19 protein-coding genes are annotated in these 22,931 nt (G+C 65.9%); 8 read left to right on the top strand and 11 right to left on the bottom strand.

The features are described 5' to 3' along the window. The first annotated feature begins 186 nt into the window (after positions 1-186). The 8 genes from BM136_RS18075 (at position 187) to BM136_RS18040 (ending at position 11,327) form a co-directional block, all read left to right on the top strand. Positions 187-960, top strand: coding sequence for an enoyl-CoA hydratase/isomerase family protein (locus tag BM136_RS18075; protein WP_175537163.1), 774 nt, complete (start codon positions 187-189; stop codon positions 958-960). A gap of 1 nt (position 961) precedes the next feature. Beyond that, a complete protein-coding gene (locus BM136_RS18070; protein WP_092973673.1) occupies positions 962-2,734 on the top strand; it encodes an acyclic terpene utilization AtuA family protein in 1,773 nt (590 codons plus the stop codon). A 14-nt stretch (positions 2,735-2,748) separates the two neighbouring features. After that, on the top strand, positions 2,749-3,915 hold the full coding sequence (locus BM136_RS18065; RefSeq protein WP_092973801.1) for an acyl-CoA dehydrogenase family protein: 1,167 nt from the start codon (positions 2,749-2,751) through the stop codon (positions 3,913-3,915). Between the two features lie 31 nt (positions 3,916-3,946). Further along, the gene (locus tag BM136_RS18060) at positions 3,947-4,834 is read left to right on the top strand and encodes an SDR family oxidoreductase (protein ID WP_092973671.1); all 888 of its coding nucleotides are present in this window, start codon (positions 3,947-3,949) and stop codon (positions 4,832-4,834) included. Further along, positions 4,821-6,440, top strand: coding sequence for an acyl-CoA carboxylase subunit beta (locus BM136_RS18055; protein WP_092973669.1), 1,620 nt, complete (start codon positions 4,821-4,823; stop codon positions 6,438-6,440). The genes BM136_RS18060 and BM136_RS18055 overlap by 14 nt, the downstream gene beginning before the upstream one ends. Positions 6,441-6,499: 59 nt before the next feature. Continuing rightward, positions 6,500-7,657 (top strand): acyl-CoA dehydrogenase family protein, encoded by a 1,158-nt coding sequence (locus BM136_RS18050; RefSeq protein WP_092973667.1) that lies wholly within the window; start codon positions 6,500-6,502, stop codon positions 7,655-7,657. Positions 7,658-7,661: 4 nt separating this feature from the next. Beyond that, positions 7,662-9,656, top strand: coding sequence for an acetyl/propionyl/methylcrotonyl-CoA carboxylase subunit alpha (locus BM136_RS18045; RefSeq protein WP_092973665.1), 1,995 nt, complete (start codon positions 7,662-7,664; stop codon positions 9,654-9,656). An 84-nt stretch (positions 9,657-9,740) separates the two neighbouring features. Further along, the gene (locus BM136_RS18040; protein ID WP_092973663.1) at positions 9,741-11,327 is read left to right on the top strand and encodes an AMP-binding protein; all 1,587 of its coding nucleotides are present in this window, start codon (positions 9,741-9,743) and stop codon (positions 11,325-11,327) included. Between the two features lie 6 nt (positions 11,328-11,333). Here BM136_RS18040 and BM136_RS18035 read toward each other — a convergent pair whose 3' ends face one another. From BM136_RS18035 to BM136_RS17975, 11 genes are all read right to left on the bottom strand, one after another. Continuing rightward, positions 11,334-11,999 carry a TetR/AcrR family transcriptional regulator gene (locus BM136_RS18035; RefSeq protein ID WP_092973661.1) on the bottom strand — a complete coding sequence of 222 codons (666 nt, stop codon included), beginning with the start codon at positions 11,997-11,999 and terminating at the stop codon, positions 11,334-11,336. A 61-nt stretch (positions 12,000-12,060) separates the two neighbouring features. Continuing rightward, positions 12,061-13,014, bottom strand: coding sequence for an MBL fold metallo-hydrolase (locus tag BM136_RS18030; RefSeq protein WP_092973658.1), 954 nt, complete (start codon positions 13,012-13,014; stop codon positions 12,061-12,063). Positions 13,015-13,026: 12 nt separating this feature from the next. Beyond that, complete coding sequence (locus BM136_RS18025; protein ID WP_092973656.1) at positions 13,027-13,293, bottom strand: DUF1289 domain-containing protein; 267 nt, start codon at positions 13,291-13,293, stop codon at positions 13,027-13,029. Between the two features lie 10 nt (positions 13,294-13,303). Then, complete coding sequence (locus BM136_RS18020; protein ID WP_092973654.1) at positions 13,304-13,804, bottom strand: YbaK/EbsC family protein; 501 nt, start codon at positions 13,802-13,804, stop codon at positions 13,304-13,306. Between the two features lie 22 nt (positions 13,805-13,826). After that, positions 13,827-14,756, bottom strand: a complete 930-nt coding sequence (locus BM136_RS18015; protein ID WP_092973652.1) for a hydroxymethylglutaryl-CoA lyase — start codon at positions 14,754-14,756, stop codon at positions 13,827-13,829. Position 14,757: 1 nt separating this feature from the next. Then, positions 14,758-15,699: a 2-hydroxyacid dehydrogenase gene (locus BM136_RS18010; RefSeq protein ID WP_092973650.1), complete on the bottom strand. Its 942-nt coding sequence runs from the start codon at positions 15,697-15,699 to the stop codon at positions 14,758-14,760. A gap of 86 nt (positions 15,700-15,785) precedes the next feature. Beyond that, positions 15,786-17,810, bottom strand: a complete 2,025-nt coding sequence (locus BM136_RS18005) for an acetyl/propionyl/methylcrotonyl-CoA carboxylase subunit alpha (protein WP_092973648.1) — start codon at positions 17,808-17,810, stop codon at positions 15,786-15,788. Positions 17,811-18,440: 630 nt separating this feature from the next. Further along, a complete protein-coding gene (gene bioB / locus BM136_RS17990; RefSeq protein ID WP_092973646.1) occupies positions 18,441-19,520 on the bottom strand; it encodes a biotin synthase BioB in 1,080 nt (359 codons plus the stop codon). A gap of 43 nt (positions 19,521-19,563) precedes the next feature. Next, entirely contained in the window at positions 19,564-20,358 is a 795-nt protein-coding gene (locus tag BM136_RS17985; RefSeq protein WP_092973644.1) for an enoyl-CoA hydratase/isomerase family protein, read from the bottom strand. Beyond that, a complete protein-coding gene (locus BM136_RS17980; protein ID WP_092973643.1) occupies positions 20,355-21,293 on the bottom strand; it encodes a dienelactone hydrolase family protein in 939 nt (312 codons plus the stop codon). Before BM136_RS17980 ends, BM136_RS17985 begins: the two co-directional genes overlap by 4 nt. Positions 21,294-21,323: 30 nt before the next feature. Then, a complete protein-coding gene (locus tag BM136_RS17975; RefSeq protein WP_092973641.1) occupies positions 21,324-22,931 on the bottom strand; it encodes a carboxyl transferase domain-containing protein in 1,608 nt (535 codons plus the stop codon).

The following is a 22,931-nucleotide window of genomic DNA, read 5'->3' as shown; positions in this document are numbered from 1 at the left end:
AGCGAATTCCTTACGAACATGCAGGCTTCGTCATATAAATCAGGGGGTTATGACGTTCCCGGGCCGCCGTAGAAAATTGTTGAGAGCCGCGATGCCCAAACGCTTCCATTTTTTCAATCAAATGATTTAGTATTACCGGGCAGGTTGTCCAACCGAATTCCCTTTCAAGGCGAGCGTCGCGTGAGCATGGACCCGGAACTCCTCATCGAGCGGCGCGGCCAAGCGCTGTGGCTGACCATTCAGCGCGAAGACCGCCGCAACGCGATCAACGCCGCCGTGCTCGAAGCGCTGACTGCCGCGCTGGCCGACGCCGACCGTGACGCCGCCGTGCGCGCCGTGGTGCTGACCGGCGCCGGTACGCGCGCCTTCTGTGCGGGGGCCGATCTGCAAAGCGGCCAATCGTTCCGCTTCGACTATTCCGAGCCGCACCAGGCGCTGGCCGATCTGTTTCGCGCGGCGCGTCGCTGCATCGTGCCGCTCGTCGCCCGCGTGAACGGCGCGTGCATGGCGGGCGGCATGGGCTTGCTGGCGATGTGCGATCTGGCGGTGGCCAGTCGCAGCGCCACGTTCGGGTTGCCGGAAGTGAAGGTCGGCCTGTTTCCGGCGCAGGTGCTGGCCGTGCTGCAGCACCAGTTGCCGCGCCGCGTACTCAATGAACTCTGCCTGACGGGCGAACCGATGAACGCAGACCGCGCGCTCGCCGCCGGCCTCGTCAACGAAGTCGCCGAGCCTGAAGCGCTGGATGCTGCAGTCGACGCATTGCTCGCGCGGCTGGTCGACAAATCGCCGTCGGCCATCCGGCGCGGCCTGTACACGCTCAAGCACGTCGAGCAGCTCAGCTTCGAACAGGCCATGGCCTTTACCGAAAGTCAGATTGGCCTGTTTGCACTGACCGAAGACGCGCAGGAAGGGCAAGCCGCCTTTCGCGAAAAGCGCGCTCCCAACTGGACGGGCCGCTGACATGCGCAAGGACACCGTTTCCATTGGCGGGGCCAGCGGTTTCTGGGGCGACAGCATCACGGGCCCGATGCAACTGGTCGCCTCGGGCCGCCTCGATTTTCTTGTCTTCGATTACCTGGCCGAGCTGACCATGTCGCTGCTGGCCAGCGCGCGCATGAAGAACGCCGAGCTGGGTTGCGCCACCGACTTTGTGAGCGTGGCGATGCGCGCGGTGCTCAAGGATGCGCTGGCGCAGAACATCCGCATCATCGCCAACGCGGGCGGCGTGAATCCGCGCGGATGCGCAACGGCGCTGCAGGCGTTGGCCGATGAACTGGGCGTGAGCGTGCGCATTGCGGTGGTGGAAGGCGACGATGTCACACCGTTGCTGCCCGCGCTGCGCGACGAAGGCGTGCGCGAACTGCAAAGCGGCCGCCCCTTGCCCGACAAGGTGGTCAGTGCCAACGCGTATCTCGGCGCGTTGCCGATCAAGGCGGCGCTGGATGCTGGCGCGCAGGTCGTCATCACAGGGCGATGCGTCGACAGCGCCGTCACGCTTGGCGCGTTGATGCACCACTTCAGCTGGGCGATCGATGATTACGATCGACTCGCCGCCGGCAGCCTCGCTGGGCACATCCTTGAATGCGGCTGCCAAGGCGCGGGCGGCCTGCACACCGATTGGGAAGCCGTGCCCGACTGGGCGCACAGCGGCTACCCCATCGTCGAATGCCGGGCTGATGGCAGCTTCATCGTCACCAAGCCCGACGGCACGGGCGGGCTGGTGACGCCTGCGACCGTGGGCGAACAGCTGCTCTACGAAATCGGCGACCCCGTGCGCTATGTGCTGCCCGATGTCGTTTGTGATTTCACACACGTGACGATGACGCAGGCCGGCGAGCACCGCGTCGAAGTGCGCGGCGCACGCGGTCGCGCGCCGACGCCCGATTACAAGGTGAGCGCAACGTATGCCGACGGCTATCGCGCGACGGGTCAGCTCACCGTTGTCGGCATCGATGCCGATCGCAAGGCGCGCCGCACAGCCCAGGCGATTCTGGAGCGCACGCGCGGCCTGTTCCGCCAGCTCGGTCTGCCGGATTACAGCGCAACGCATATCGAGACGCTCGGTTCGGCGTTCCTCTTCGGGCCGCATCAGCCGAACGTGCCACGATTTGAATCGGTGATGTGGCTGGCGGTGACGCATCCGAACAAGCAGGCGTTGGAACTGTTCGCGCGCGAAATCGCCCCGGCCGGCACGTCGTGGGCGCCGGGCACGACCGGCGCCGGCGGGCGGCCAAGCGTGGTGCCGGCCATCAAGCAATACGCCTTCCTGATCGACAAGGCGCGCGTGCAGGCGCGCGTGACGCTGCTGGGTGGCGACAGCATCGACATTGACGTGCCGACGGGCGGCGCCCTGCTTGAAGCGTCCGCCGTCGCACCAGCATCGGACGCCTTGCCGCCCGGCCCGACACGCGAAGTTCCGCTCATCGAACTCGCGTATGCCCGCAGCGGCGACAAGGGCGACACCTCCAATATCGGCGTCATCGCGCGTCGGCCTGAAGACCTGCCGTTGCTGCGCGCGCAATTGACGGAAGACGCCGTTGCCGCTTACCTAGCGCACGTCGTGAAGGGGCGCGTCACGCGATACGACTTGCCCGGCATTCACGCCCTCAACTTCGTGTGCGAACGGGCGTTGGGCGGTGGCGGGATGGCCTCGCTGCGCAACGACCCGCTCGGCAAGGGCATGGCGCAGGTGCTGCTGACGATGCCCGTGCGCGTGCCGGTCGACCACCCCTGATGGACGAGGCGATCATGCTCTCTGGCTTGCTGCCGTCTGCCCGCTTCGACGCCGATCACGACGCCGATCACGATACGTTTCGCGAGACCGTTCGCCGCTTTGTCGACAAGGCCGTGCTGCCGCACATCGATGCATGGGAAGAGGCCGAGACGTTTCCGCGTGCGCTGTATCGCGAGGCGGCCGACCTTGGCTTGCTCGGCATCGGTTTCCCCGAGGAATACGGTGGCACGCCGGGTGATTTGTTTCTTGAACTGGCGATGATCGAAGAACTGACGCGGGCGGCCAGTGGTGGTCTGCTCGCATCGCTGTTCAGCCACACGATCGGCGCGCCGCCCATCGTGGCGGGCGGATCGGCAGAACTGAAGGCGCGTGTGTTGCCGCAAATCCTGGCGGGCGAGAAGATCAGCGCGCTTGCCATCACGGAGCCTTCGGGCGGCTCGGACGTCGCCAACCTCACCACGCGCGCGGTGCGCGACGGCGATTACTACATCGTCAACGGCAGCAAGATCTTCATCACCTCCGGCATGCGCGCCGATTACATCACCGTGGCCGTGCGCACGGGCGGGGCGGGCGCGGGCGGCATCTCCGTGCTGCTGGTGGAGGGCAACACGCGGGGCCTGACGCGCACGCCGCTCAAGAAGATGGGCTGGTGGTGCTCCGACACCGCTCAACTGCATTTCGATGATTGCCGCGTGCCTGTCACCAACCTGCTCGGCGCGGAAAACCGCGGCTTCGAGCTAATCATGCGCAACTTCAACCACGAACGCCTGGCGCTGGCGATGCAGGCCTACGGTCTGGCGCGCACGTGCCTGACCGAAGCCGTGGAATGGGCCACCCAGCGCGAAACCTTCGGCAAGCGTCTCGTGCAGCATCAAGTCGCGCGGCAGAAGCTGGTGGCGATGGCCACGCGCATCGAAGCGACGCGGGCATTACTTGAAGACCTGATGCGGCGCATGCAGGCCGGCGACTCTCCGGTCGCGCAGCTGTGCATGCTGAAGAACTTCGCCACCCAGAGCCTGCAGTTCTGCGCCGACACGGCCGTGCAACTGCTCGGTGGCATGGGCTTCATGCGCGGCACGAAGTCGGAGCGCATCTATCGTGAAGTGAAGGTCTACATGATCGGCGGCGGCGCGGAGGAAGTCCTCAGCGATCTTGCCGCACGCCAGCTCGGCTGGGCCTAAGGGCCTAACGCGCGCATTCAGGGAGAGAACCATGTATCGCTCAGTCTTTCGACCGGGGCTGTTTCAGGGGCAAGTGGCCGTGGTGACGGGCGGCGGCAGCGGCATCGGCCGGTGCACGGCGCATGAGCTGGCATCGCTGGGCGCGGCCGTTGCGCTGGTGGGGCGCAATGCAGAGAAGCTCGCCGCCGTGCGCACGGAGATCGTCGAAGCCGGCGGCACCGCGCACACCTACGTTTGCAACATCCGCGACGAGGCTGCTGCGCAAGCCACCGTCGCGCAAATCTACGGCGAGCACGGCCGCATCGATGCGCTGGTCAACAACGCCGGCGGCCAGTTTCCGGCGCCGCTCAAGGACATCTCCGCCAAGGGCTGGGAAGCGGTGGTGCAGACGAACCTGACCGGCGGCTTCCTGATGGCCCGCGAGTGCCTGAATCAGGCGATGCAGCAGCACGGCGGTGCCATCGTCAACATCGTGGCCGACATGTGGGGCGGCATGCCGAACATGGGCCACTCCGGCGCAGCGCGCGCGGGCATGGTCAACTTTACGGAGACGGCGGCGTTCGAATGGGCGCAATACGGCGTACGCGTGAACGCGGTGGCGCCGGGCTACGTGGCATCGTCGGGCATGGATGCGTATCCGCCGTGGATGGCCGAGACCATCCGCAGCATGCCTTCGACCGTGCCGCTTGGGCGCTTTGCCACCGAGGCGGAGGTGTCGTCGGCAATCGTGTACCTGCTGTCGGAAGCCGCCGCGTTTATCACCGGCACGACGCTGCGCGTGGACGGCGGCCGCCCGAACGTGCGGCCCGGGTCGCCCATGCCGGCACCGCGTCATGGCGCCGAGCCGTTCAACGGCTTCCACCTGGCCGTGACGCCCAAGGTGCTGCAAGACGAGGAGGGCCGCAATGCCGGCGCTTGAATCGCGCATCGTGCCGCAGAGCGATGCATATCGGCAGAACCATGCCGCGCTTACAGAGCGCGTGGGCCAGTTGCGGACGCTGGAGAACCGCACGCGCGACAAGTCCGAGGCTTCGCGCGCGCGCTTCGAGCAACGCGGGCAACTGCTGCCGCGCGACCGGCTGGGCCGCCTGCTCGACGCCGGCGCGCCGTTCCTTGAGCTGTCGACGCTGGCAGGCTTTTGCCTCGATCACACCGACCCGGCGCGCTCCATTCCTGGCGGCGGCTTCATCGCGGGCATCGGCTGGGTGAGCGGCGTGCGCGCGATGATCATCGTCGACGACGCGGGTATCGACGCAGGGGCCGTGCAACCGATGGGCATCGAGAAGTTCCAGCGCGCGCAGGCTATTGCGCTGGAGCAGAAGCTGCCGTTCATCCATCTCGTCGAATCGGCCGGCGCCAACCTGCTGACCTATCGCGTGGAGACCTTCATCCACGGCGGCAGCGGCTTCTATTGGCTCGCGCGGCTGTCGGCGGCGGGCATTCCGGTGATCAGCGTGGTGCATGGGTCGAGCACCGCGGGTGGTGCCTACATGCCGGGCCTGTCGGACTACGTGGTGATGGTGCGTGATCGCGCGCGCGCGTTCCTTGCTGGTCCGCCGTTGCTGAAAGCGGCCACGGGCGAGATCGCCACTGAAGAAGAACTGGGCGGCGCACAGATGCACGCCAGCACGTCGGGCCTTGCCGAATACCTTGCCGAAGACGATGCCGATGCACTGCGCATCGCACGCGAACTTGTTGCTGCGCTCGACTGGAACCGCGATGTACCGGCAGCGGATCGCCCTTATGCGCCGCCGCGCTTTGATGCGGAAGAATTGCTCGGCATTGCGCTGACCGATCATCGCAAACCGCTCGACATGCGCGAGGTGATTGCACGCATTGCCGACGGGTCGGACTTCCTGGAGTTCAAGCCTGACTACGGCCCGGGCACCGTCACCGGGCACGCGGCCATCTGCGGCATGCGCGTTGGGGTCATCACGAACAACGGGCCGCTGGACCCGGCGGGCGCCACCAAGGTGGTGCACTTCATCCAGGCGTGCTGCCAGTCTGATACGCCGCTGCTGTACCTGCAAAACACCACCGGCTTCATCGTCGGCAAGGCGTCGGAGCAGGCCGGCATGATCAAGCACGGCTCGAAGATGATCCAGGCCATGGCCAACGCCACCGTGCCGCGCATCACCGTGCATTGCGGTGCGTCGTTCGGGGCGGGCAACTACGGCATGTCGGGGCGCGGCTTCTTTCCGGACTTTTGCTTCAGCTGGCCCAATGCCAAGACGGCCGTGATGGGCGCAGAGCAGGCCGCCGGCACGATGGCGACGGTCATGGCCGCGAGCATGCAACGCAAGACCCAGACCGTCGACCACGACGCCATTGAAGCGATGCGTGCCAAGGTGATCGACACGTTCGAGCGGCAGTCCGACGCGTTCACCGTTTCGGGTCGGCTGCTGGACGACGGTGTGATCGACCCGCGCGATACGCGCAAGGTGCTCGCCTGCGTGCTCTCCGTCTGCGACGAAGCGCGCAGGCGGACGCCGCATCCGATCCAGTTTGGCGTTGCGCGCCCGTAGCGCATCCCGAAATCCATACACGAACAGCCCAGCACACCAGGACAACGGAGCGAGACACCATGCACTTCACGCACGAGCACCAGGAACTGCAGCGCAACCTGAAACGCTTCATCGACAGCGACATCAACCCGTACGTGGATGAATGGGAAGCGGCGGAGATGTTTCCCGCCAAGCAGCTCTTCAAGAAGATGGGCGAGCTGGGCTTTCTCGGCATCGCCAAGCCCACCGAATTCGGCGGTCTGGGGCTCGACTATTCGTATGCGATGGCGATGGCCGAGACGCTTGGGCACATCCACTGCGGCGGCGTGCCCATGGCGATTGGCGTGCAGACCGACATGGCGACGCCCGCGCTCGCACGCTTCGGTTCGGACGAACTGCGCGCGCAGTTTCTCGCCCCCGCCATCAGCGGCGATGCGGTGGCGTGCGTGGGCGTGTCGGAGCCGAGCGCGGGCTCCGATGTGGCGAGCATCAAAACCACCGCGCGCAAGGACGGCGACGACTACATCATCAACGGCAGCAAGATGTGGATCACCAACAGCCTGCAGGCCGACTGGATGTGCCTGCTGGCCAACACGTCGGACGATCCCGCCCACCGCAACAAGTCGCTCATCATCGTGCCGATGAACACGAAGGGCGTGTCGGTCGGCAAGAAGATCCGCAAGATCGGCATGAATTCGTCGGACACGGGCCTCATCTACTTTGACGACGTGCGCGTGCCCCAACGCTACCGCATCGGCGAGGAAGGCAAGGGCTTCACGTACCAGATGCTGCAGTTCCAGGAGGAGCGCATGTGGGCCGCGGCCAGCAGCCTGGCAACGATGACGATGTGCATCGAGACCACCGCCGAGTACGCGCGCGAGCGCAAGTTGTTTGGCGCCAGCCTGCTCGACAACCAGTGGGTGCACTTCAAGCTGGCCGAGCTGAAGACGGAAGTGGAAGCGTTGCGCGCGCTCACGTATCGCGCGTGCGATCTGTACATCCAGGGGCAGGACGTGACGGAGCTGGCATCGATGGCCAAGCTCAAGGCGGGGCGGCTGGCGCGCATCGTGCCGGATGCCTGCCTGCAGTTCTGGGGCGGCATGGGCTTCACGTGGGACAACCCGGTCTCGCGCTATTACCGTGACGGGCGTCTGGGCTCGATTGGCGGCGGCGCGGACGAGGTGATGCTCGGCATCATCTGCAAATACATGAACACGCTGCCGGGCAAGAAGGGCTAACGCGATGGCCACCTCGCATGCCGCATTCCGCTCGATCCTCATCGCCAACCGGGGCGAGATTGCGCTGCGCATCATGCGCACTGCGCGTCGCCTTGGCATGCGCACCATTGCCGTGTATTCCGAGGCTGACCGCGATGCGCCGCATTGCCGCGCGGCCGATCTTGCGTTGCCGATTGGTGCGTCGCAACCGCAGGCGTCGTACCTGAACGTTGCGGCGTTGTTGGAGGCGGCGCGCAAGTCGGGCGCGCAGGCGGTCCATCCAGGCTATGGCTTTCTGGCCGAGAGCGATGCCTTTGCCGGCGCATGTGCGGATGCCGGCCTCGTCTTCATCGGCCCACCCGCAGATGCCATCCGCGCAATGGGCAACAAGGCCGGCGCCAAGCGCCTCATGGAAGCCGCCGGCGTGCCGTGCGTGCCGGGCTATCAAGGCGAAGACCAATCGGCCGAGCGCATGGCCGAGAAAGCCGCACGGATTGGCTATCCGGTGATGATCAAGGCGGCCGCTGGCGGCGGCGGACGCGGCATGCGGCGCGTAGACCGGGCGGAGCAGTTTGCGGCGGCGCTGCAGTCCGCGCGCTCCGAAGCGGAAAACGCGTTTGGCTCGGGCGAGTTGATCCTCGAAAAAGCCATCGTCGAGCCGCGCCACATCGAGATTCAAGTCTTTGCCGATGCGCACGGCAACGTGGTCCACCTCGGGGAGCGCGATTGTTCGGTGCAGCGCCGGCATCAGAAGGTGATTGAAGAATCGCCGTCGCCGGCCGTATCGCCCGAGCTGCGTGCGCGCATGGGTGCAGTGTCGGTGGCGGCGGCACGCGCCATCGGCTACGTGGGCGCGGGCACGCTGGAATTCTTGCTCGCCCCGGACGGCGCGTTCTACTTCATGGAGATGAACACACGCCTGCAAGTCGAGCATGCGGTGACCGAAGCGATCGTCGGCGTCGATCTGGTCGAGTGGCAGTTGCGCGTAGCGCTGGGCGAGCCGTTGCCGCTTGCGCAAGACGCCATCGATGCACGTCGCGCACAAGGCGGGCACGCCATCGAAGTGCGCCTGTGCGCAGAAGACCCGCAGCAGAATTTCCTGCCGCAGAGCGGCACCGTCGCGCGCTGGCGTGCGCCCGGAGATGTGCGCACGGACCATGCGTTGACCGACGGGCTCGTCGTTTCGCCGTACTACGACTCGATGCTCGCCAAGATCGTCGCGCACGGCACCGACCGCGCCGATGCCTGCCGACGTCTTGCGCGCGCCCTGGACGATTGCCTGCTGCTTGGGCTGCCGACCAACCGGGCGTTTCTGCGCGACTGCGTGGCGCATCCGGCGTTCCTTGCCGGCGATGTGTCGACGGCGTTCATCGACCGCCATTTCCCGGCGGCGACGCGGCAGGCGGCCGTACCCGATGCAGCGATCTGCCAGGCGGCTGCCGTGCTGCTCACCCACTTGCGTGAAGACACCGCACGCCGCTATCCCGCAGAACTGCATGGGTGGGCCAGCAGCCGCACGTATCCGACGCTGTGCCGCTTTACGCTCGACGGCGAAGCGATCGACATGCGCGTGCGTGCGCTCGGTGCGCAGCAATGGGAACTGGCCTGGGACGGCGGTGCCACGCAGGTGGCGCTTGTGTCAGAGGGCGACGGTCGCGTCACGCTGGCGCTGGGCGACACATTCCACGCGGTGGATTACGCCGTCACGGCCGGCGCTTGCCACTTCGTGCTGAATGGCATCGAACACACCGCCATCGACACCACCTACGCCAAGGCCGAGCGCAGCGGCACGCAAACCGGCAGCGGCCGCATCAGCGCACCGATGAACGGCCGCGTGGTTGCCGTGCACGTGGCCGAAGGCGAGGCCGTTTGCGCCGGTCAGGTGCTGCTGGTGGTGGAGGCGATGAAGATGGAGCACAGCATTGCCGCGCCGCTCGCAGGCGAGGTGAAAGGTCTGTTCACCCAGGTCGGGGCACAGGTTGCGCCCGGCGGGTTGTTGATGGAGATTGCCGCGGCCTGACGGCTGCACTGCCGTCCCGATCCATCGTTTCGTCGTGCAGTTCATGTGGTCAATGCAGTCAATGCAGTCCATAGGAGACGTCCCATGTCCGAAGCCACGCCAGACACCACGCTTGAAGCCAACCTGCTGAACCGGGTGGCGCTGGGCGACACGTTGCATCGCAGTGCACGCAAGTTCGGCGCGAAGGTCGCGCTGGTGGACGGCCCGCGCCGCATGACGCATGGCGAACTCAATGCAGACAGCAATCGCTATGCGCACGCGCTGCTTGCAAGCGGCCTCTTGCCCGGCGACAAGGTGGCGATGCTCTGCGGCAACTCGGCGCAGTTTCTGGTGGCCGCGTACGGCATTCTCAAGGCGGGGCTGGTGTGGGTGCCGATCAACGCGATGCTCGGTCCGGACGATGTGCGCTACATCCTCGAGCATGCCGAGGCGCGGCACGTGGTGATCGACGCGGCGCTTTACCCGGCGCTGCGCGACACGCTGTCGGCGCTCGCGCTGCCCGCGCATCAATGCTTCGGCGCACCGGTTGCCGATGGCCCGCAAACCGTGGAGCAGGCGCTGCAAGGCCACGCCGATACGCTGCCCGCCGTGGTGATCGACGATCGCGATCTCGCGCTCATCATGTACACCAGCGGCACGACCGGCCGGCCGAAGGGCGCAATGCACTCGCACCGCTCGGTGCATGCCGCGTTGATGTCCAACATCGCCGGCCTCAATCTGAACGAGACCGACGTGTTCTCGTGCCTGCTGCCGATGTTCCACTGCGCGCAGTTTGCGACCGCCGCGTCCGCGATGATGGTGGGCGCCACGCTCGTCATCCAGCGCGGCTTTGATCCGGCAGCGCTGCTCGACGCGATTGCGAACGAGCGCATCACGCAACTGTTCGGCCTGCCGCTCACGTACGCCGCGCTGCTGCACCATCCGCTGCGCGCGCAGCGAGATCTGTCCAGCCTGCGCCTATGCCTGTATGCGATGGCGCCGATGGCCAAGCCGCTGCTCGAGCGCCTGATTGCCGAGGTGTGTCCGAACTTTGCGCTCGGCTCCGGCCAGACCGAAATCTTCCCGATGACGATGTATTTCGCGCCCAACCAGCAACTGCAGCGCACCGGCAACTATTGGGGCCAGCCGTGCATGGTGAACGAAGCAGCGGTGATGGACGATCAAGGCAATCTGCTCGGCCCGAACCAATTGGGCGAGATCGTGCATCGCGGCCCCAACGTCATGCTCGGCTACTACAAGGACCCGCAGGCCACGGCCAACGCGCGCCGCTTCGGCTGGCACCACACGGGCGACCTCGGCATGTGGGATGCCGATGGCCAGCTTCAGTTCAAGGACCGCATCAAGGACATGATCAAGACCGGCGGTGAGAACGTGCCCTCGGTCAAGGTGGAAGAAGTGTTGCTGCGGCACCCGGCCGTGGCGAATGCCGCGGTGGTCGGCTTGCCGCATGTGCACTGGGTGGAAGCGGTGGCTGCGTTTGTCTGCCTCAAGCCCGATGCACAAGCCGATGCTGCCGCGTTGCAGGCACACTGCCGAGAGCATCTCGGTGGCTTTGAAGTGCCAAAACACATTGCCGTGGTCGACAAGCTGCCCATGACAGCGACCGGCAAGATCCAGAAGCACGTGCTGCGCAGCGCCAACCAGACGCTGTTCGAAGGCGACGCGCGATAGCGAGGACTAGGCCGCCGGCTGGGGCGGCGTACGCAGGATGAACAGCACCGCCTGATCGGCCAGCGCGTCAATGCTGATGCCCGCGCCAGCCTGATACCACTGCGCCGTCCAGTTGAGCGCACCGAACATCAGCAGGCGGTCAACGGGCGTCGGGTGTGCCCATTCGCCTGAGGCGCGCAGGCGGTCGATCACGCGCGTCCAGATGTCTTCGTAGCGATCCTTGAGCGCGATGATGCGTTCTTGCGCCTGCGTATCGAGCGAGCGCCACTCGTACAGCATCACCGGAATGAAATCCTGGTGGGGCGCAAGGATCGTGTAGAGATGCGCGCGCACGAGTTGGCGCATCGCCTCGCGCGGCGGCAGGTCGTCGATATCGATGGCTTCGATGTCCGCCAGCGCCACGGTCAGGCCGTGTTCGATCACCGCTTGCAGGATGTCCTGCTTAGTCTTGAAGTAGTAGAACCAACTGCCCGCATGAACGCCCGTGGCGGCGGCAATGTCGCGCACCGTGGTGTTGCCGTAGCCCTTCTCGCGGAACAGTCTGGCCGATTGCTCGATCAGCGCGCGGCGCAAGCCCTCGTTGGCATCCTGCGCAGGACGGCCGCGCTTGCGGCGCGGTGTTTCGGCTTCTGTGGCAGATTCGGGCGGGGTGGGTGTGGCAGGTTTCGGCATGCCCAGGCGAAGAGAAGAGGCGTCGCTGCATTGTAGCGGGGCATCGCCACCGAGCGGCACGTCAATCGCGGTTCAGGATGCGGCCGTGTTCGACGGTGGCGGCGCCTGCCTTGACCAGCGCTGCGATCGCGGCATCCACCAACGTTTCCATCGATTGGCTTGCGAAGAAGCGCGCCTGCAAGCGCGGCATCAGCGTGGTCTGCGTGAACCACGCAAACAGCGCCTCGTGCGACAGGGCCTGCTGCTCCAGCAGCTTGAACTTCACCAGCACGCGGATGGCGTGCAGCGCATTGCGCTCCGGGTCTGCACGCAGATACGCAAGACGCCCCAGCGATGCATCAATCGCGGCGTTGACGCTGGTGAACGGCCGGCCATGTCCGGGAATCACCACGCGCGCGTCGAGCTGCGCGATGCGCTCAAGAATGGCCTGCTGTTCGGCAAAACCGCTCTCGCCTTCCAGTTCGGGAAAGATCACACCAAAGCCGCGCTCCCACAACGCATCGGCAGAGATCAGCACGCGTGTGTCGGGGTTGAAGAGGATGACCGCGTGCGGGTCGTGCCCGGGTGCGCTGATGACCTGCCAGTCGAAGCCGCCCAGTCGTGCAGTCATACCGTCAGCGAGGCCTGCGTCGGCATCGCGATCCGGCAACGTGAAGCGTGCGCACTCCTGGCCGGTGGGGCCGTAGCTGAGGGCGTCGGTATCCCAGCGGCGCACGTCGTCGATCTGCGCGGCGGGCACGCGCGTGTGACTGCCGTAGATGGCCTGCAGCGCCGCGTTGCCGCCGCAATGGTCGGAGTGCAGGTGCGTGTTCAGCAGACGGCGCAGCGGCCTGCCTTGCAGCGCGTGCTGCACAAGCGCCACGGTTTGCGGGGCGTGCGTGAGGTAGCCGGTGTCCACCAGCGTGCAACCGCCCTGCGCTTCGTCATCGAAGAAAAGGATGTTGTTGGACGACAGCCAGCCGCGCTCGAACACGCGCATCGAATCAGGCAAGGTGACGATGTCGTGTTCGGCCATGGTGATGGGCGCTCAGGCGCAGGGCGTGTCGTTGAGCCAGGCGCAGGCGCGCTCGGGCAAGGTTTTCCACACGGCCAGGCGAGCCGCGTCGTTCATGGTCGACCACGCGGCAATCTCGTCGATGGTGCGCATGCAGCCGATGCACAGGCCGTGCGCCTCGTCCATCTTGCACACGCTGATGCACGGCGATGCCACAGGCTGCGCGCGCTCGGCTTGCGCGCGGCTATTGCGCAGCTTGCCGAGCGAGAGCTTCAGTTGCGCGCGTGTGCAGGCGTCCATGCTTGTGCGGTCAGTCGCGCAAGGCGACGTCGGCCACCGGCGCGCCCGTCATGGCTTCGAGTTCCGCGGGCGTGAGGTTGAACACGGCGTGCGGGTGGCCGGCAGCGGCCCACACGCTGTCGTACTGGAACAGATCGCGGTCGAGCAGCATCACAGGCTTGACCGCATGGCCGACCGGACACACGCCGCCGATGGCGTAACCGGTCTTCTCGCGTACGAACTTCGCATCGGCCTTGGCCAGCGCGCCCACGTGCGCGGAAACCTTTGCCTCGTCGACACGATTGGTGCCGCTGGCGATCACCAGCACCGGCACATCGTCTTCCGCGCGTCGGAAGATGATCGACTTGGCGATCTCGGCCACGGAGCAGCCCAGCCCGGCAGCCGCTTCAGCGGAGGTCTTGCCGGTGGCCGGCAGCATCACGATGTTTTTTTCGTAGCCGAGCGTGCGCAGGTGGTCGGCCACGCGTTGGGCGGATTCAGGCAGCGGTGCGTTCGTATCGGTAGAGGTCATCGTCGTTGTTCTTGATGGGGTTTCAGATGCAGCCCTGGGCGATCTGGTCCTGCAGCTTGAGCAGCAGCGCGCGGCCCGCACGCGAGGCGGTCGGGCGGCCGATGGCCTGCGAGATGAAGTCACCCGCCAGCACGACCTTGTCGAGCTCGATGCCGGTGCGGATGCCCAGGCCGTGCAGCAGGTACAGCACGTCTTCGGTGGCGACGTTGCCGGTCGCGCCCTTGGCATACGGGCAGCCGCCCAGCCCGGCCACCGAGGCGTGGAAGATCGCGATGCCGACTTCCAGGCTGGCGAGGATGTTGGCCAGCGCCTGCCCGTACGTGTCGTGGAAATGGCCCGAGAGGCGGTCGATCGGGAACGTCGCCGCGGCGGCTTCCATCACGGTTTTCACCTGCCCGGCCGTGCCCACGCCGATGGTGTCGGCAATGTCGATCTCGTCGCAGCCCAGATCAGCCATGCGCTTGATGACATCCACCACCGACGACACCGGCACCTCGCCCTGATACGGGCAGCCCAGCGAACACGAGATCGACCCGCGCACGCGAATGCCCGCAGCCTTGGCGGCCTGGGCCACCGGCACAAAGCGTTCGATCGATTCAGCGATCGTGCAGTTGATGTTCTTCTGCGCAAAGGCCTCGCTGGCGGCGCTGAAGATCACGATCTCGTCCGCGCCTGCTGCAGCGGCGCCTTCGAAGCCCTTCATGTTGGGTGTGAGCACCGAATACAGCGTGCCCGGCCGGCGCTGTATGCGCGCCATCACGTCGGCGCCATCGGCCATTGCGGGCACCCATTTGGGTGACACGAACGACGCGGCTTCCACGTTGACGAAGCCGGCCTCGGACAGCCGGTTAACCAGTTCGACCTTGGTGTCGGTGGAAACCGGCGCCTTCTCGTTCTGAAGACCGTCGCGCGGGCCGACCTCGACCACCTTCACAAAATTCGGAATGCTCATCTCAGTAACCTCGTTGCAGATCGACGATGCCGGCAATCGGTTCGCCGGCTTCCAGCGCGCGGATCTTGCGCGCGATCTGGGCAATGCTGACCTCGCGCAGCGTCAGCGCCGAAATGTGCGGCGTGATGTGGATGCGCGGTTCGGTCCAGAAAGGGTGGTCGGCCGGCAGCGGCTCTGTGCGGAACACGTCGAGCGCAGCCCCCGCGATGTGGCCGCTGCGCACGGCGGCCAGCAGGTCGTCTTCCACCAGATGCTTGCCGCGCGCCACGTTGACAACGAACGCGCCCGGTGCGAGTTGAGCGAGCAGCTTTGCGTCGATCACGTTTTCGGTGTCTGCCGTCAGCGGCAGCACGTTCACCAGCACCCGCGTGCCGGCGAGAAAACCCGGCAGGGCATCGCTGCCCGCGCGGCAATCGACGCCATCGACGTGCTTGGCAGAGCGGCTCCAGCCGCGCACCGGAAAGCCGAAGCCCGCCAGCGTCTTGGCGATGTGCGTACCGAGCACGCCCAGGCCCAGCACGCCGACGACAAACTCATCGCGGTTGAACGGCTTGAGGAAACGCCACATCTTGGCTTGCTGCTGGCGCTCGTATTCATCAAGCCGGCGGAAGAGGCGCAGCACGGCGTGCGTGACGTATTCGCCCATCTGCGCGGCCATGCCGGCGTCGTCCAGGCGCACGATCGGCAGGCTGTCCGGAATGGCATCGGGCGATTGCGCGCGCAGGCCGAGGATGGCATCGACGCCCGCCCCGAGGTTGAACACGGCGCGCAAATCGCGACGATCGCGCAGCATGTCGGCGGGCGGTTGCCAGACCACGGCGTAGTCAGCATCCTGCGCCGCACCGTGCTCCCACACCGACAGCCGCGCCTCGGGCAGTGCCTGCGCAAAACCATCGAGCCAGGGTTGGGGCTTGCCGTCGGGCGTGTAGATCTGGATGTGCATGTGGGGCGACTTCAGTGCGGGTGATTGACGTATACGTCAAGCAGTGTAGCAGGGGCCGCCAAGGCGTGTGGCAGCCCCGTTGGGCGTCATTCGGCGGGCTTGAACGCCAGCAACTGCACGCCTTCCGTCACCTGATCGCCCACGCCATACAGCACGGATTCGACGACGCCGTCGGCAGGTGCCGTGAGCGTGTGCTCCATCTTCATGGCTTCCATGACGACGAGCGGCGCGCCCTTGGTGACGGTCTGCCCTGGGGCGGCCAGCACAGCGATGACCTTGCCGGGCATCGGCGCGGTCAGCTTGCCGCCTTCGTCGTCGGCTTCGCCCGCGTGCGCCAACGGGTCGTGGCGCTCCAGCGTCCAGTGCGCGCCGCCGGTGAAGACGTGGAATGTGTCGCCGTCGACATGCACCTGACCAGTCGCCTTGTGCGTGCCGAGCGTGACGGTGAAGGTCTCTGCATGGCGCTGCGAGGCGAAGGGCGCTTCGCTGCCGCCAACTTTCAGCCGCGATCCGTCCCGGCCGTAGACAAGCGTGGCGTCGGCGGCCTGTTCGCCGTGGGAGAAGCGCAGCGTGCGCTCAGCCGCGCCGTTCAGACGCCAGCCGCTGCCGCGCGCCCAGGGCGAATGCGGATCGCGCGTGTCGGTGCGCAGGCTGCGTGCTTCGCGGGCAAGCAGCGCAGCCACGGCCAGGGCGATGGCGTCCTGCGGCACGGCCGGGGCTGCCGGGAACAGCGTGTCGTGATTGCGCGCGATCAGGCCGGTATCCAGATCGGCGGTCGCAAACGGCTTCGATGCAACGAGCCGGCGCAGGAATGCCACGTTGGACGACAGCCCCACCAGGTGGAAGCTGCCCAGCGCCTGCAGCATGCGCGCGAGCGCTTCTTCACGGTCACGGCCCCAGACGATGAGCTTGGCGATCATCGGATCGTAATAAGGGCTGATGGCATCGCCTTCGCGCACGCCCGCGTCGATGCGCACGGCGGCGGGCCCGCCATTGGCCTGCGCGCCCACGGTAAATTCCACCGCCGCCGGCGTGCGCAGCACCTTCAGCGTGCCGATGGACGGCAGAAAATCGCGCTCGGGGTTTTCTGCGTAGATACGTGCTTCCAGCGCGTGGCCATGGATGTGCAGTTCGTCCTGCGCGCGCGGCAGCGGCTCGCCGGAGGCGACGCGCAATTGCCATTCGACGAGGTCCTCGCCCGTGATCATTTCGGTGACCGGATGCTCGACCTGCAGGCGCGTGTTCATCTCCATGAAGTAGAACGTGCCGTCTTCATCGACGATGAACTCGACCGTGCCGGCACCCACGTAGCCCACGGCGCGCGCGGCAGCCACGGCGGCTTCACCCATCGCGCGGCGACGGTCCAGCGTCATGCCGGGGGCAGGCGCTTCTTCCAAGACCTTCTGGTGGCGGCGCTGCACCGAGCAGTCGCGTTCGAACAGGTAGACGGCGCCGCCGAAGCTGTCGGCAAACACCTGGATTTCAATGTGGCGCGGGCGCGTGAGGTATTTCTCGATCAGCACGCGGTCATCGCCAAAGCTGGAGGAGGCTTCGCGCTTGACAGAAGCCAGCGATGCTTCGAACGCATCGCCCGATTCCACCACGCGCATGCCCTTGCCGCCGCCGCCCGCGCTCGCCTTGATGAGCACCGGATAGCCGATGCGATCAGCCTGCGTGCGCAGGAATGCGGCGTCTTGGTTGTCACCGTGGTAACCGGGAACGAGCGGCACGCCCGCGGTTTCCATCAACGCCTTGGCCGCGCTTTTGCTGCCCATGGCTTCGATGGCCGAGGCCGGCGGGCCGACGAAGATGATGCCGGCGTCTGCGCAAGCCTTGGCGAAAGCTTCGTTTTCCGACAGGAAGCCGTAGCCGGGGTGGACGGCCTGAGCGCCCGTGGCGCGCGCGGCTTCGAGGATGCGGTCGGCGCGCAGGTAGCTGTCGCGGGCGGCGGGCTCACCGATGTGGATGGCTTCGTCGCAGGCCGCGACGTGGCGGGCGTTGGCGTCGGCATCAGAGTAGACCGCGACCGTGCGGATGCCGAGCTTGCGGCAAGTGGCGGCGACCCGGCAGGCGATTTCGCCTCGGTTGGCGATGAGGAGCTTGGTGATCATTGGTGTGTGTCTCCGGTGCTTTCTGTCTGCATCTTCTGCACTTGTGGTGCATCCCTTGTTTCATCCCCTGCCGGGGCTGAGTCACTTTCTTTGTCTTGCCAAAGAAAGTAACCAAAGAAAGGCGCGCCCGAGATGGCGACCCCCTTCCTTGAATTTGTGTAACCGGGCGGAGATGGGGAAAACTCGCTGCGCTCAGACAGTTCCCCATCTTGTTTCCGCCCGCTTACACAAATTCAAGGCGCCATCAAGGGCAGGAACGTCAACGGCCAAACCGTTGGTGTGCATGCGCTGTCAGGCTCTTGCTTGTTGCTGTGTGATGCTTTGCTTCGCTCGCCGTTTCCAACTACCCACCACCACGTTTGCACTGCGATGGTGTTGCCGTTGATGCCCTAGATGGCGCCTTGAATTTCTGTTGCAGAGAGGAAAAAGAGAGGAGGCTTGTCTGAGCGAAGCGAGTTTGCCTCCTCTCCCTCTCTGCGACATAAATTCAAGGAATCCTTCGCCATCTCGGGCGCGCCTTTCTTTGCTTACTTTCTTTGGCAAGACAAAGAAAGTGAGTCGGCCCCGGCAGGGGACGAAAGGGAGGCAGACCACCAACAAAAAACCAAGACCCACCCCCACAACAAAGCATCAGTCCGCAGGCGTAATGTCGATATGACAATGCGAAGACTGCGCCCCTGCATGCGATTCATGGTGCATGTGATCCTGCACCTCCACCCGCATCCCCAACCGCGCCAGCAGCTTCCGATCTGCATCCGCCTCCGGGTTATCCGTCGTCAGCAGCTTCTCGCCATAGAAGATCGAGTTGGCGCCCGCCATGAAGCACAGCGCCTGCAGCGCATCGTCCATCGCCTCACGGCCAGCGGAGAGCCGCACCATCGCCTTGGGCATCGTGATGCGCGCCACCGCAATCGTGCGCACGAAATCAAACGGATCCAGTTCTTCGTTGCCCGCCAGCGGGGTGCCTTCCACCTTCACAAGGTTGTTGATGGGCACCGAGTCCGGATACGGCTCCATATTCGCCAACTCTGCGATCAGGCCTGCACGCTCGTGCACGGATTCACCGAGGCCGACGATGCCGCCGCAGCACACGTTGATGCCAGCGTCACGCACGTGCTCCAGCGTATCGAGCCGGTCCTGATACGTGCGCGTGGTGATGATCTCGCCGTAGAACTCGGGCGCGGTATCGAGGTTGTGGTTGTAGTAATCCAGGCCCGCGTCCTTCAGTTGCGCGGCCTGTTCCTGCTTGAGCATGCCCAGCGTCACGCATGTCTCCAGCCCCATTGCCTTCACGCCGCGCACCATGTCGGCCACGGCATCAAGCTGATGCGGCTTCGGGTTGCGCCAGGCTGCACCCATGCAGAAGCGGCTTGCGCCGTTTTGCTTGGCGCGCGACGCGGCTTCGAGCACGGCGTCGATCGGCATCAGCTTTTCAGCCTCGACACCGGTGTCGTAGCGGGCCGATTGCGGGCAGTACGAGCAATCTTCCGGGCAGCCGCCAGTCTTGATGGACAGCAGCGTCGAAAGCTGCACCGCATTCGCATCAAAGTTGGCGCGGTGCACCTGCTGCGCCTGGAACAGCAGGTCGTTGAACGGCAGCGCGAACAGCGCTTCGATGGCTTCGCGGCTCCAGCGCGCGTCGGGCGCCTGGCTCGGCGTGACGGGCGCCTTGGCGGCGTTCGGAACGAAGTTGAGCGGAGTGGATTGCATGAGGACTTCCTTCAAGTGATGCGTGGTTTCGTTGTTATGCGGATCAGGCCGGCAGCAGCCAGTTCGGCTTGCGCTTGCCCAGAAAACTTTGCACGCCTTCGCGGCCTTCTTCCGAGGCGCGGATGGCGGCGATGCGCTCAGCGGTATCCGCCAGCAAGGCGTCATTGACCGCGGCGCCAGACACCTCGCGCACGAGGCGCTTGCTCTCACGCACGGCGTTCGGGCTGTTGGCGACGAGCGCAGCGGTGATGTCAGCCACCTTGGCGTCGAGCGCATCTGCGCTCACCAGTTCATGCACGAGGCCGAGGCGATGGGCTTCGGCAGCCGAAAAGCGTTCTGCGGTGATGAAGTAGCGGCGCGACGCCTGCTCGCCCAGGGCGCGGATCACATACGGGCTGATGGTGGCCGGAATCAAGCCGAGCTTCGCTTCCGACAGGCAGAAGTTGGCCGTGTCGACAGCAACGACGATGTCGCACGCGGCGACCAGGCCGACGCCGCCGGCGTACGTATCGCCCTGCACGCGCGCGATCACGGGCTTGGGGCACGTGTAGATGGCGCGCAGCATTTCGGCCAGGCGCAGCGCGTCGGCGCGGTTTTCGTCATCCGAGTAGCCGGCCATCTTCTTCATCCAGTTCAGGTCGGCGCCCGCGCAGAAGGCGGGGCCATTGCCGGACAGGACGATGGCGCGCACGCTCGGCTCATCGGCCAGCGCGCGGAACGCGCCGGTCAGCTCGGCGATGACGGTCTCGTTGAAGGCGTTGCGCACGTCCGGCCGGTTGAGCGTGAGCGTGGCGACGGCGCCGTGCTGGGCGAAGGCGAGGGTCTCGAAAGCGTTCATTCGGGGTCCTTGTTGGTGTCGGACTTGGGGTCGTCTGCGCCGGAGGCTTCAGCGTTGCTGCCGGGGGCCGCCGCTTGAACCGGGCCTGCGGGCAGGCCGAGTTCGCGCAGGAAGGCGTCGACCTGCGGCAGCCAGATGGCAAGCCCTGCATGGCTTGCAAACATGCCGTGCGAGTCGCTCTTGAAGTTGCCGAAATCCACCAGCCGGCCTTTGCCGCCGGCACCGGTGTAGGCCGCGAACATCTTGTCGGGCATCGGCGTTGGCCAGTAGCTGTCGTTGTCGCCGTAAAACCAGAGCGAGGGGTAGCGTGACTGGCGGCCGTACGTCTCGAAGGCGCGCACGAGGTTGCCTTCCCAATCGACGCAGGTGTCGTTGCGCAGGCCACCGGCAAAGTTCACCAGCCCACGCACGCCGGGGTAGGCGATGGTGCCGAAGGCCAGCGTGGTCAGGCCGCCATGCGACTGGCCCATGACGACGATGCGGTTGCGGTCCACGTACGGCTGCGCGGTCATGTAGTCGAGCGTGGCCACCACGTCTTCGGCCTGGATGATGCCGTTGGCTTCCACGTTGCAACCGCTGCCGATGTACGCGCCGCCGGATTTGGAAAACCCCTGCCGCATCGGAATGGCCACCACGTAGCCGCGTGCGACCAGTGCCGCAGCCTGCTCGCTGTAACGGGCACGCGCCTGGAATGCCGCCTTGCCGCGCGCCTTGCCATGGTTGAGCACGATGAGCGGGAACGGGCCGTCGCCGGCCGGCTTGTAGACGGTCGTCTCCAGCTTGAGCGTGAAGATGCCCGCAGACTTGGGCACCTCCACGATGGTCTCGCTGATGCCGGAAGAGGCGGTCTCGCTTGCATGCGCGGCCGCAAGCAGCAGCGCGCAGCCGACGGCTGCCCAGGCGCTGCGCCACGTTCGCGCGGTGATGCTGTTCACTGCAAATTCCCTGGTCGATGGGCGGCCCGCTTACATGCGGAACACGCCGAAGTTCATATCGCCGATCGGCGCGTTCAGGCTGGCCGACAGCCCGAGGCCCAGCACGCTGCGCGTGTCGGCCGGGTCGATCACGCCGTCATCCCACAGGCGCGCGCTGGCGTAGTACGGGTGGCCCTGGCGCTCGTACTGGTCGCGGATCGGTGCCTTGAAGGCGGCTTCTTCATCCGCGCTCCACTGGCCGCCCTTGGCCTCGATGCCGTCGCGGCGTACCGTGGCGAGCACGCTTGCGGCCTGTTCGCCGCCCATCACCGAGATGCGCGCGTTCGGCCACATCCACAGGAAGCGCGGCGAATACGCCCGGCCGCACATGCCGTAGTTGCCCGCCCCAAACGAGCCGCCGATGATGACCGTGAACTTCGGCACCTGCGCCGTCGCCACCGCCGTCACCATCTTCGCGCCGTTCTTGGCGATGCCTTCGTTCTCGTATTTGCGGCCGACCATGAAGCCCGTGATGTTCTGCAGGAACACCAGCGGGATCTTGCGCTGGCAGCACAGCTCGATGAAGTGCGCGCCCTTGAGCGCCGCCTCCGAAAACAGGATGCCGTTGTTGGCGATGATGCCGACCGGGTAACCCCAGATGCGCGCAAAGCCGCAGACCAGCGTCGTGCCGTAGCGCGCCTTGAACTCGTCAAAAGCGGAATCGTCGACGATGCGGGCAATGACTTCGCGCACGTCGAACGGCTTGCGCGTGTCGGTCGGGATCACGCCGTAGAGCTCTTCGGCTGCGTAGCGCGGTTCGACCGGCGCATGAATCTGCACCTGCTCGGGCTTGCGGCGGTTCAAGTGCGCGACGATGCTGCGGGCTTGCGCCAGCGCGTGCGAATCGTTGTTGGCGAAGTAATCTGCCACGCCGGACAGCCGCGTGTGCACATCGGCGCCACCGAGGTCTTCAGCGCTCACCACTTCGCCGGTCGCGGCCTTCACCAGCGGCGGACCCGCCAGGAAGATCGTGCCCTGTTCCTTGACGATGATCGACTCGTCGCTCATGGCCGGCACATACGCGCCGCCCGCGGTGCACGAGCCCATCACCACCGCGATCTGCGGAATGCCCTTCGACGACAGGTTGGCCTGGTTGTAGAAGATGCGGCCGAAGTGATCGCGATCAGGAAACACGTCGTCCTGGTTCGGCAGGTTGGCGCCGCCCGAATCGACGAGGTAGACGCAGGGCAGGTGGTTCTGCTCGGCGATCTCCTGCGCGCGCAGGTGCTTCTTCACCGTCATCGGGTAATACGTGCCGCCCTTGACCGTGGCGTCGTTGCAGACGATCACGCATTCCTGCCCCGAGATGCGGCCGATGCCGGTGATGATGCCGGCGCCCGGCGCGGCATCGTCGTACATGCCGTACGCCGCCATCTGAGAGAACTCCAGGAACGGCGTGCCGGGGTCGAGCAGTTGCTGCACGCGGTCACGCGGCAGCAGCTTGCCGCGGGCGAGGTGCTTGGCGCGGGCGTCTTCACCGCCGCCCTGGGCGATGCGTGCAACCTTGTCGCGCAAGTCGGCGACGAGCGCGCGCATGGCATCGGCGTTGGCCTTGAATTCTTCAGCGCGGGGGTTCAGCTTGGTCTCTAGCGTCGGCAT

Source organism: Ralstonia sp. NFACC01, from assembly GCF_900115545.1.
In the GTDB taxonomy this organism is placed as follows: domain Bacteria; phylum Pseudomonadota; class Gammaproteobacteria; order Burkholderiales; family Burkholderiaceae; genus Ralstonia; species Ralstonia mojiangensis.
The sequence above is the reverse complement of the archived record's forward strand: the minus strand, read 5'-3'. Positions and strand labels throughout refer to the sequence as shown.

Coding starts and splice junctions, on each gene's coding strand:
- BM136_RS18010 (WP_092973650.1), bottom strand. CDS start 15,699: ATGCACATCCAGATCTACACGCCCGACGGCAAGCCCCAACCCTGGCTC.
- BM136_RS18035 (WP_092973661.1), bottom strand. CDS start 11,999: ATGCCGAAACCTGCCACACCCACCCCGCCCGAATCTGCCACAGAAGCC.
- bioB (WP_092973646.1), bottom strand. CDS start 19,520: ATGCAATCCACTCCGCTCAACTTCGTTCCGAACGCCGCCAAGGCGCCC.
- BM136_RS18075 (WP_175537163.1), top strand. CDS start 187: ATGGACCCGGAACTCCTCATCGAGCGGCGCGGCCAAGCGCTGTGGCTG.
- BM136_RS18005 (WP_092973648.1), bottom strand. CDS start 17,810: ATGATCACCAAGCTCCTCATCGCCAACCGAGGCGAAATCGCCTGCCGG.
- BM136_RS18020 (WP_092973654.1), bottom strand. CDS start 13,804: ATGACCTCTACCGATACGAACGCACCGCTGCCTGAATCCGCCCAACGC.
- BM136_RS17985 (WP_092973644.1), bottom strand. CDS start 20,358: ATGAACGCTTTCGAGACCCTCGCCTTCGCCCAGCACGGCGCCGTCGCC.
- BM136_RS18045 (WP_092973665.1), top strand. CDS start 7,662: ATGGCCACCTCGCATGCCGCATTCCGCTCGATCCTCATCGCCAACCGG.
- BM136_RS18040 (WP_092973663.1), top strand. CDS start 9,741: ATGTCCGAAGCCACGCCAGACACCACGCTTGAAGCCAACCTGCTGAAC.
- BM136_RS18025 (WP_092973656.1), bottom strand. CDS start 13,293: ATGGACGCCTGCACACGCGCGCAACTGAAGCTCTCGCTCGGCAAGCTG.
- BM136_RS18050 (WP_092973667.1), top strand. CDS start 6,500: ATGCACTTCACGCACGAGCACCAGGAACTGCAGCGCAACCTGAAACGC.
- BM136_RS18065 (WP_092973801.1), top strand. CDS start 2,749: ATGCTCTCTGGCTTGCTGCCGTCTGCCCGCTTCGACGCCGATCACGAC.
- BM136_RS18015 (WP_092973652.1), bottom strand. CDS start 14,756: ATGAGCATTCCGAATTTTGTGAAGGTGGTCGAGGTCGGCCCGCGCGAC.
- BM136_RS18060 (WP_092973671.1), top strand. CDS start 3,947: ATGTATCGCTCAGTCTTTCGACCGGGGCTGTTTCAGGGGCAAGTGGCC.
- BM136_RS17975 (WP_092973641.1), bottom strand. CDS start 22,931: ATGCCGACGCTAGAGACCAAGCTGAACCCCCGCGCTGAAGAATTCAAG.
- BM136_RS18055 (WP_092973669.1), top strand. CDS start 4,821: ATGCCGGCGCTTGAATCGCGCATCGTGCCGCAGAGCGATGCATATCGG.
- BM136_RS18070 (WP_092973673.1), top strand. CDS start 962: ATGCGCAAGGACACCGTTTCCATTGGCGGGGCCAGCGGTTTCTGGGGC.
- BM136_RS18030 (WP_092973658.1), bottom strand. CDS start 13,014: ATGGCCGAACACGACATCGTCACCTTGCCTGATTCGATGCGCGTGTTC.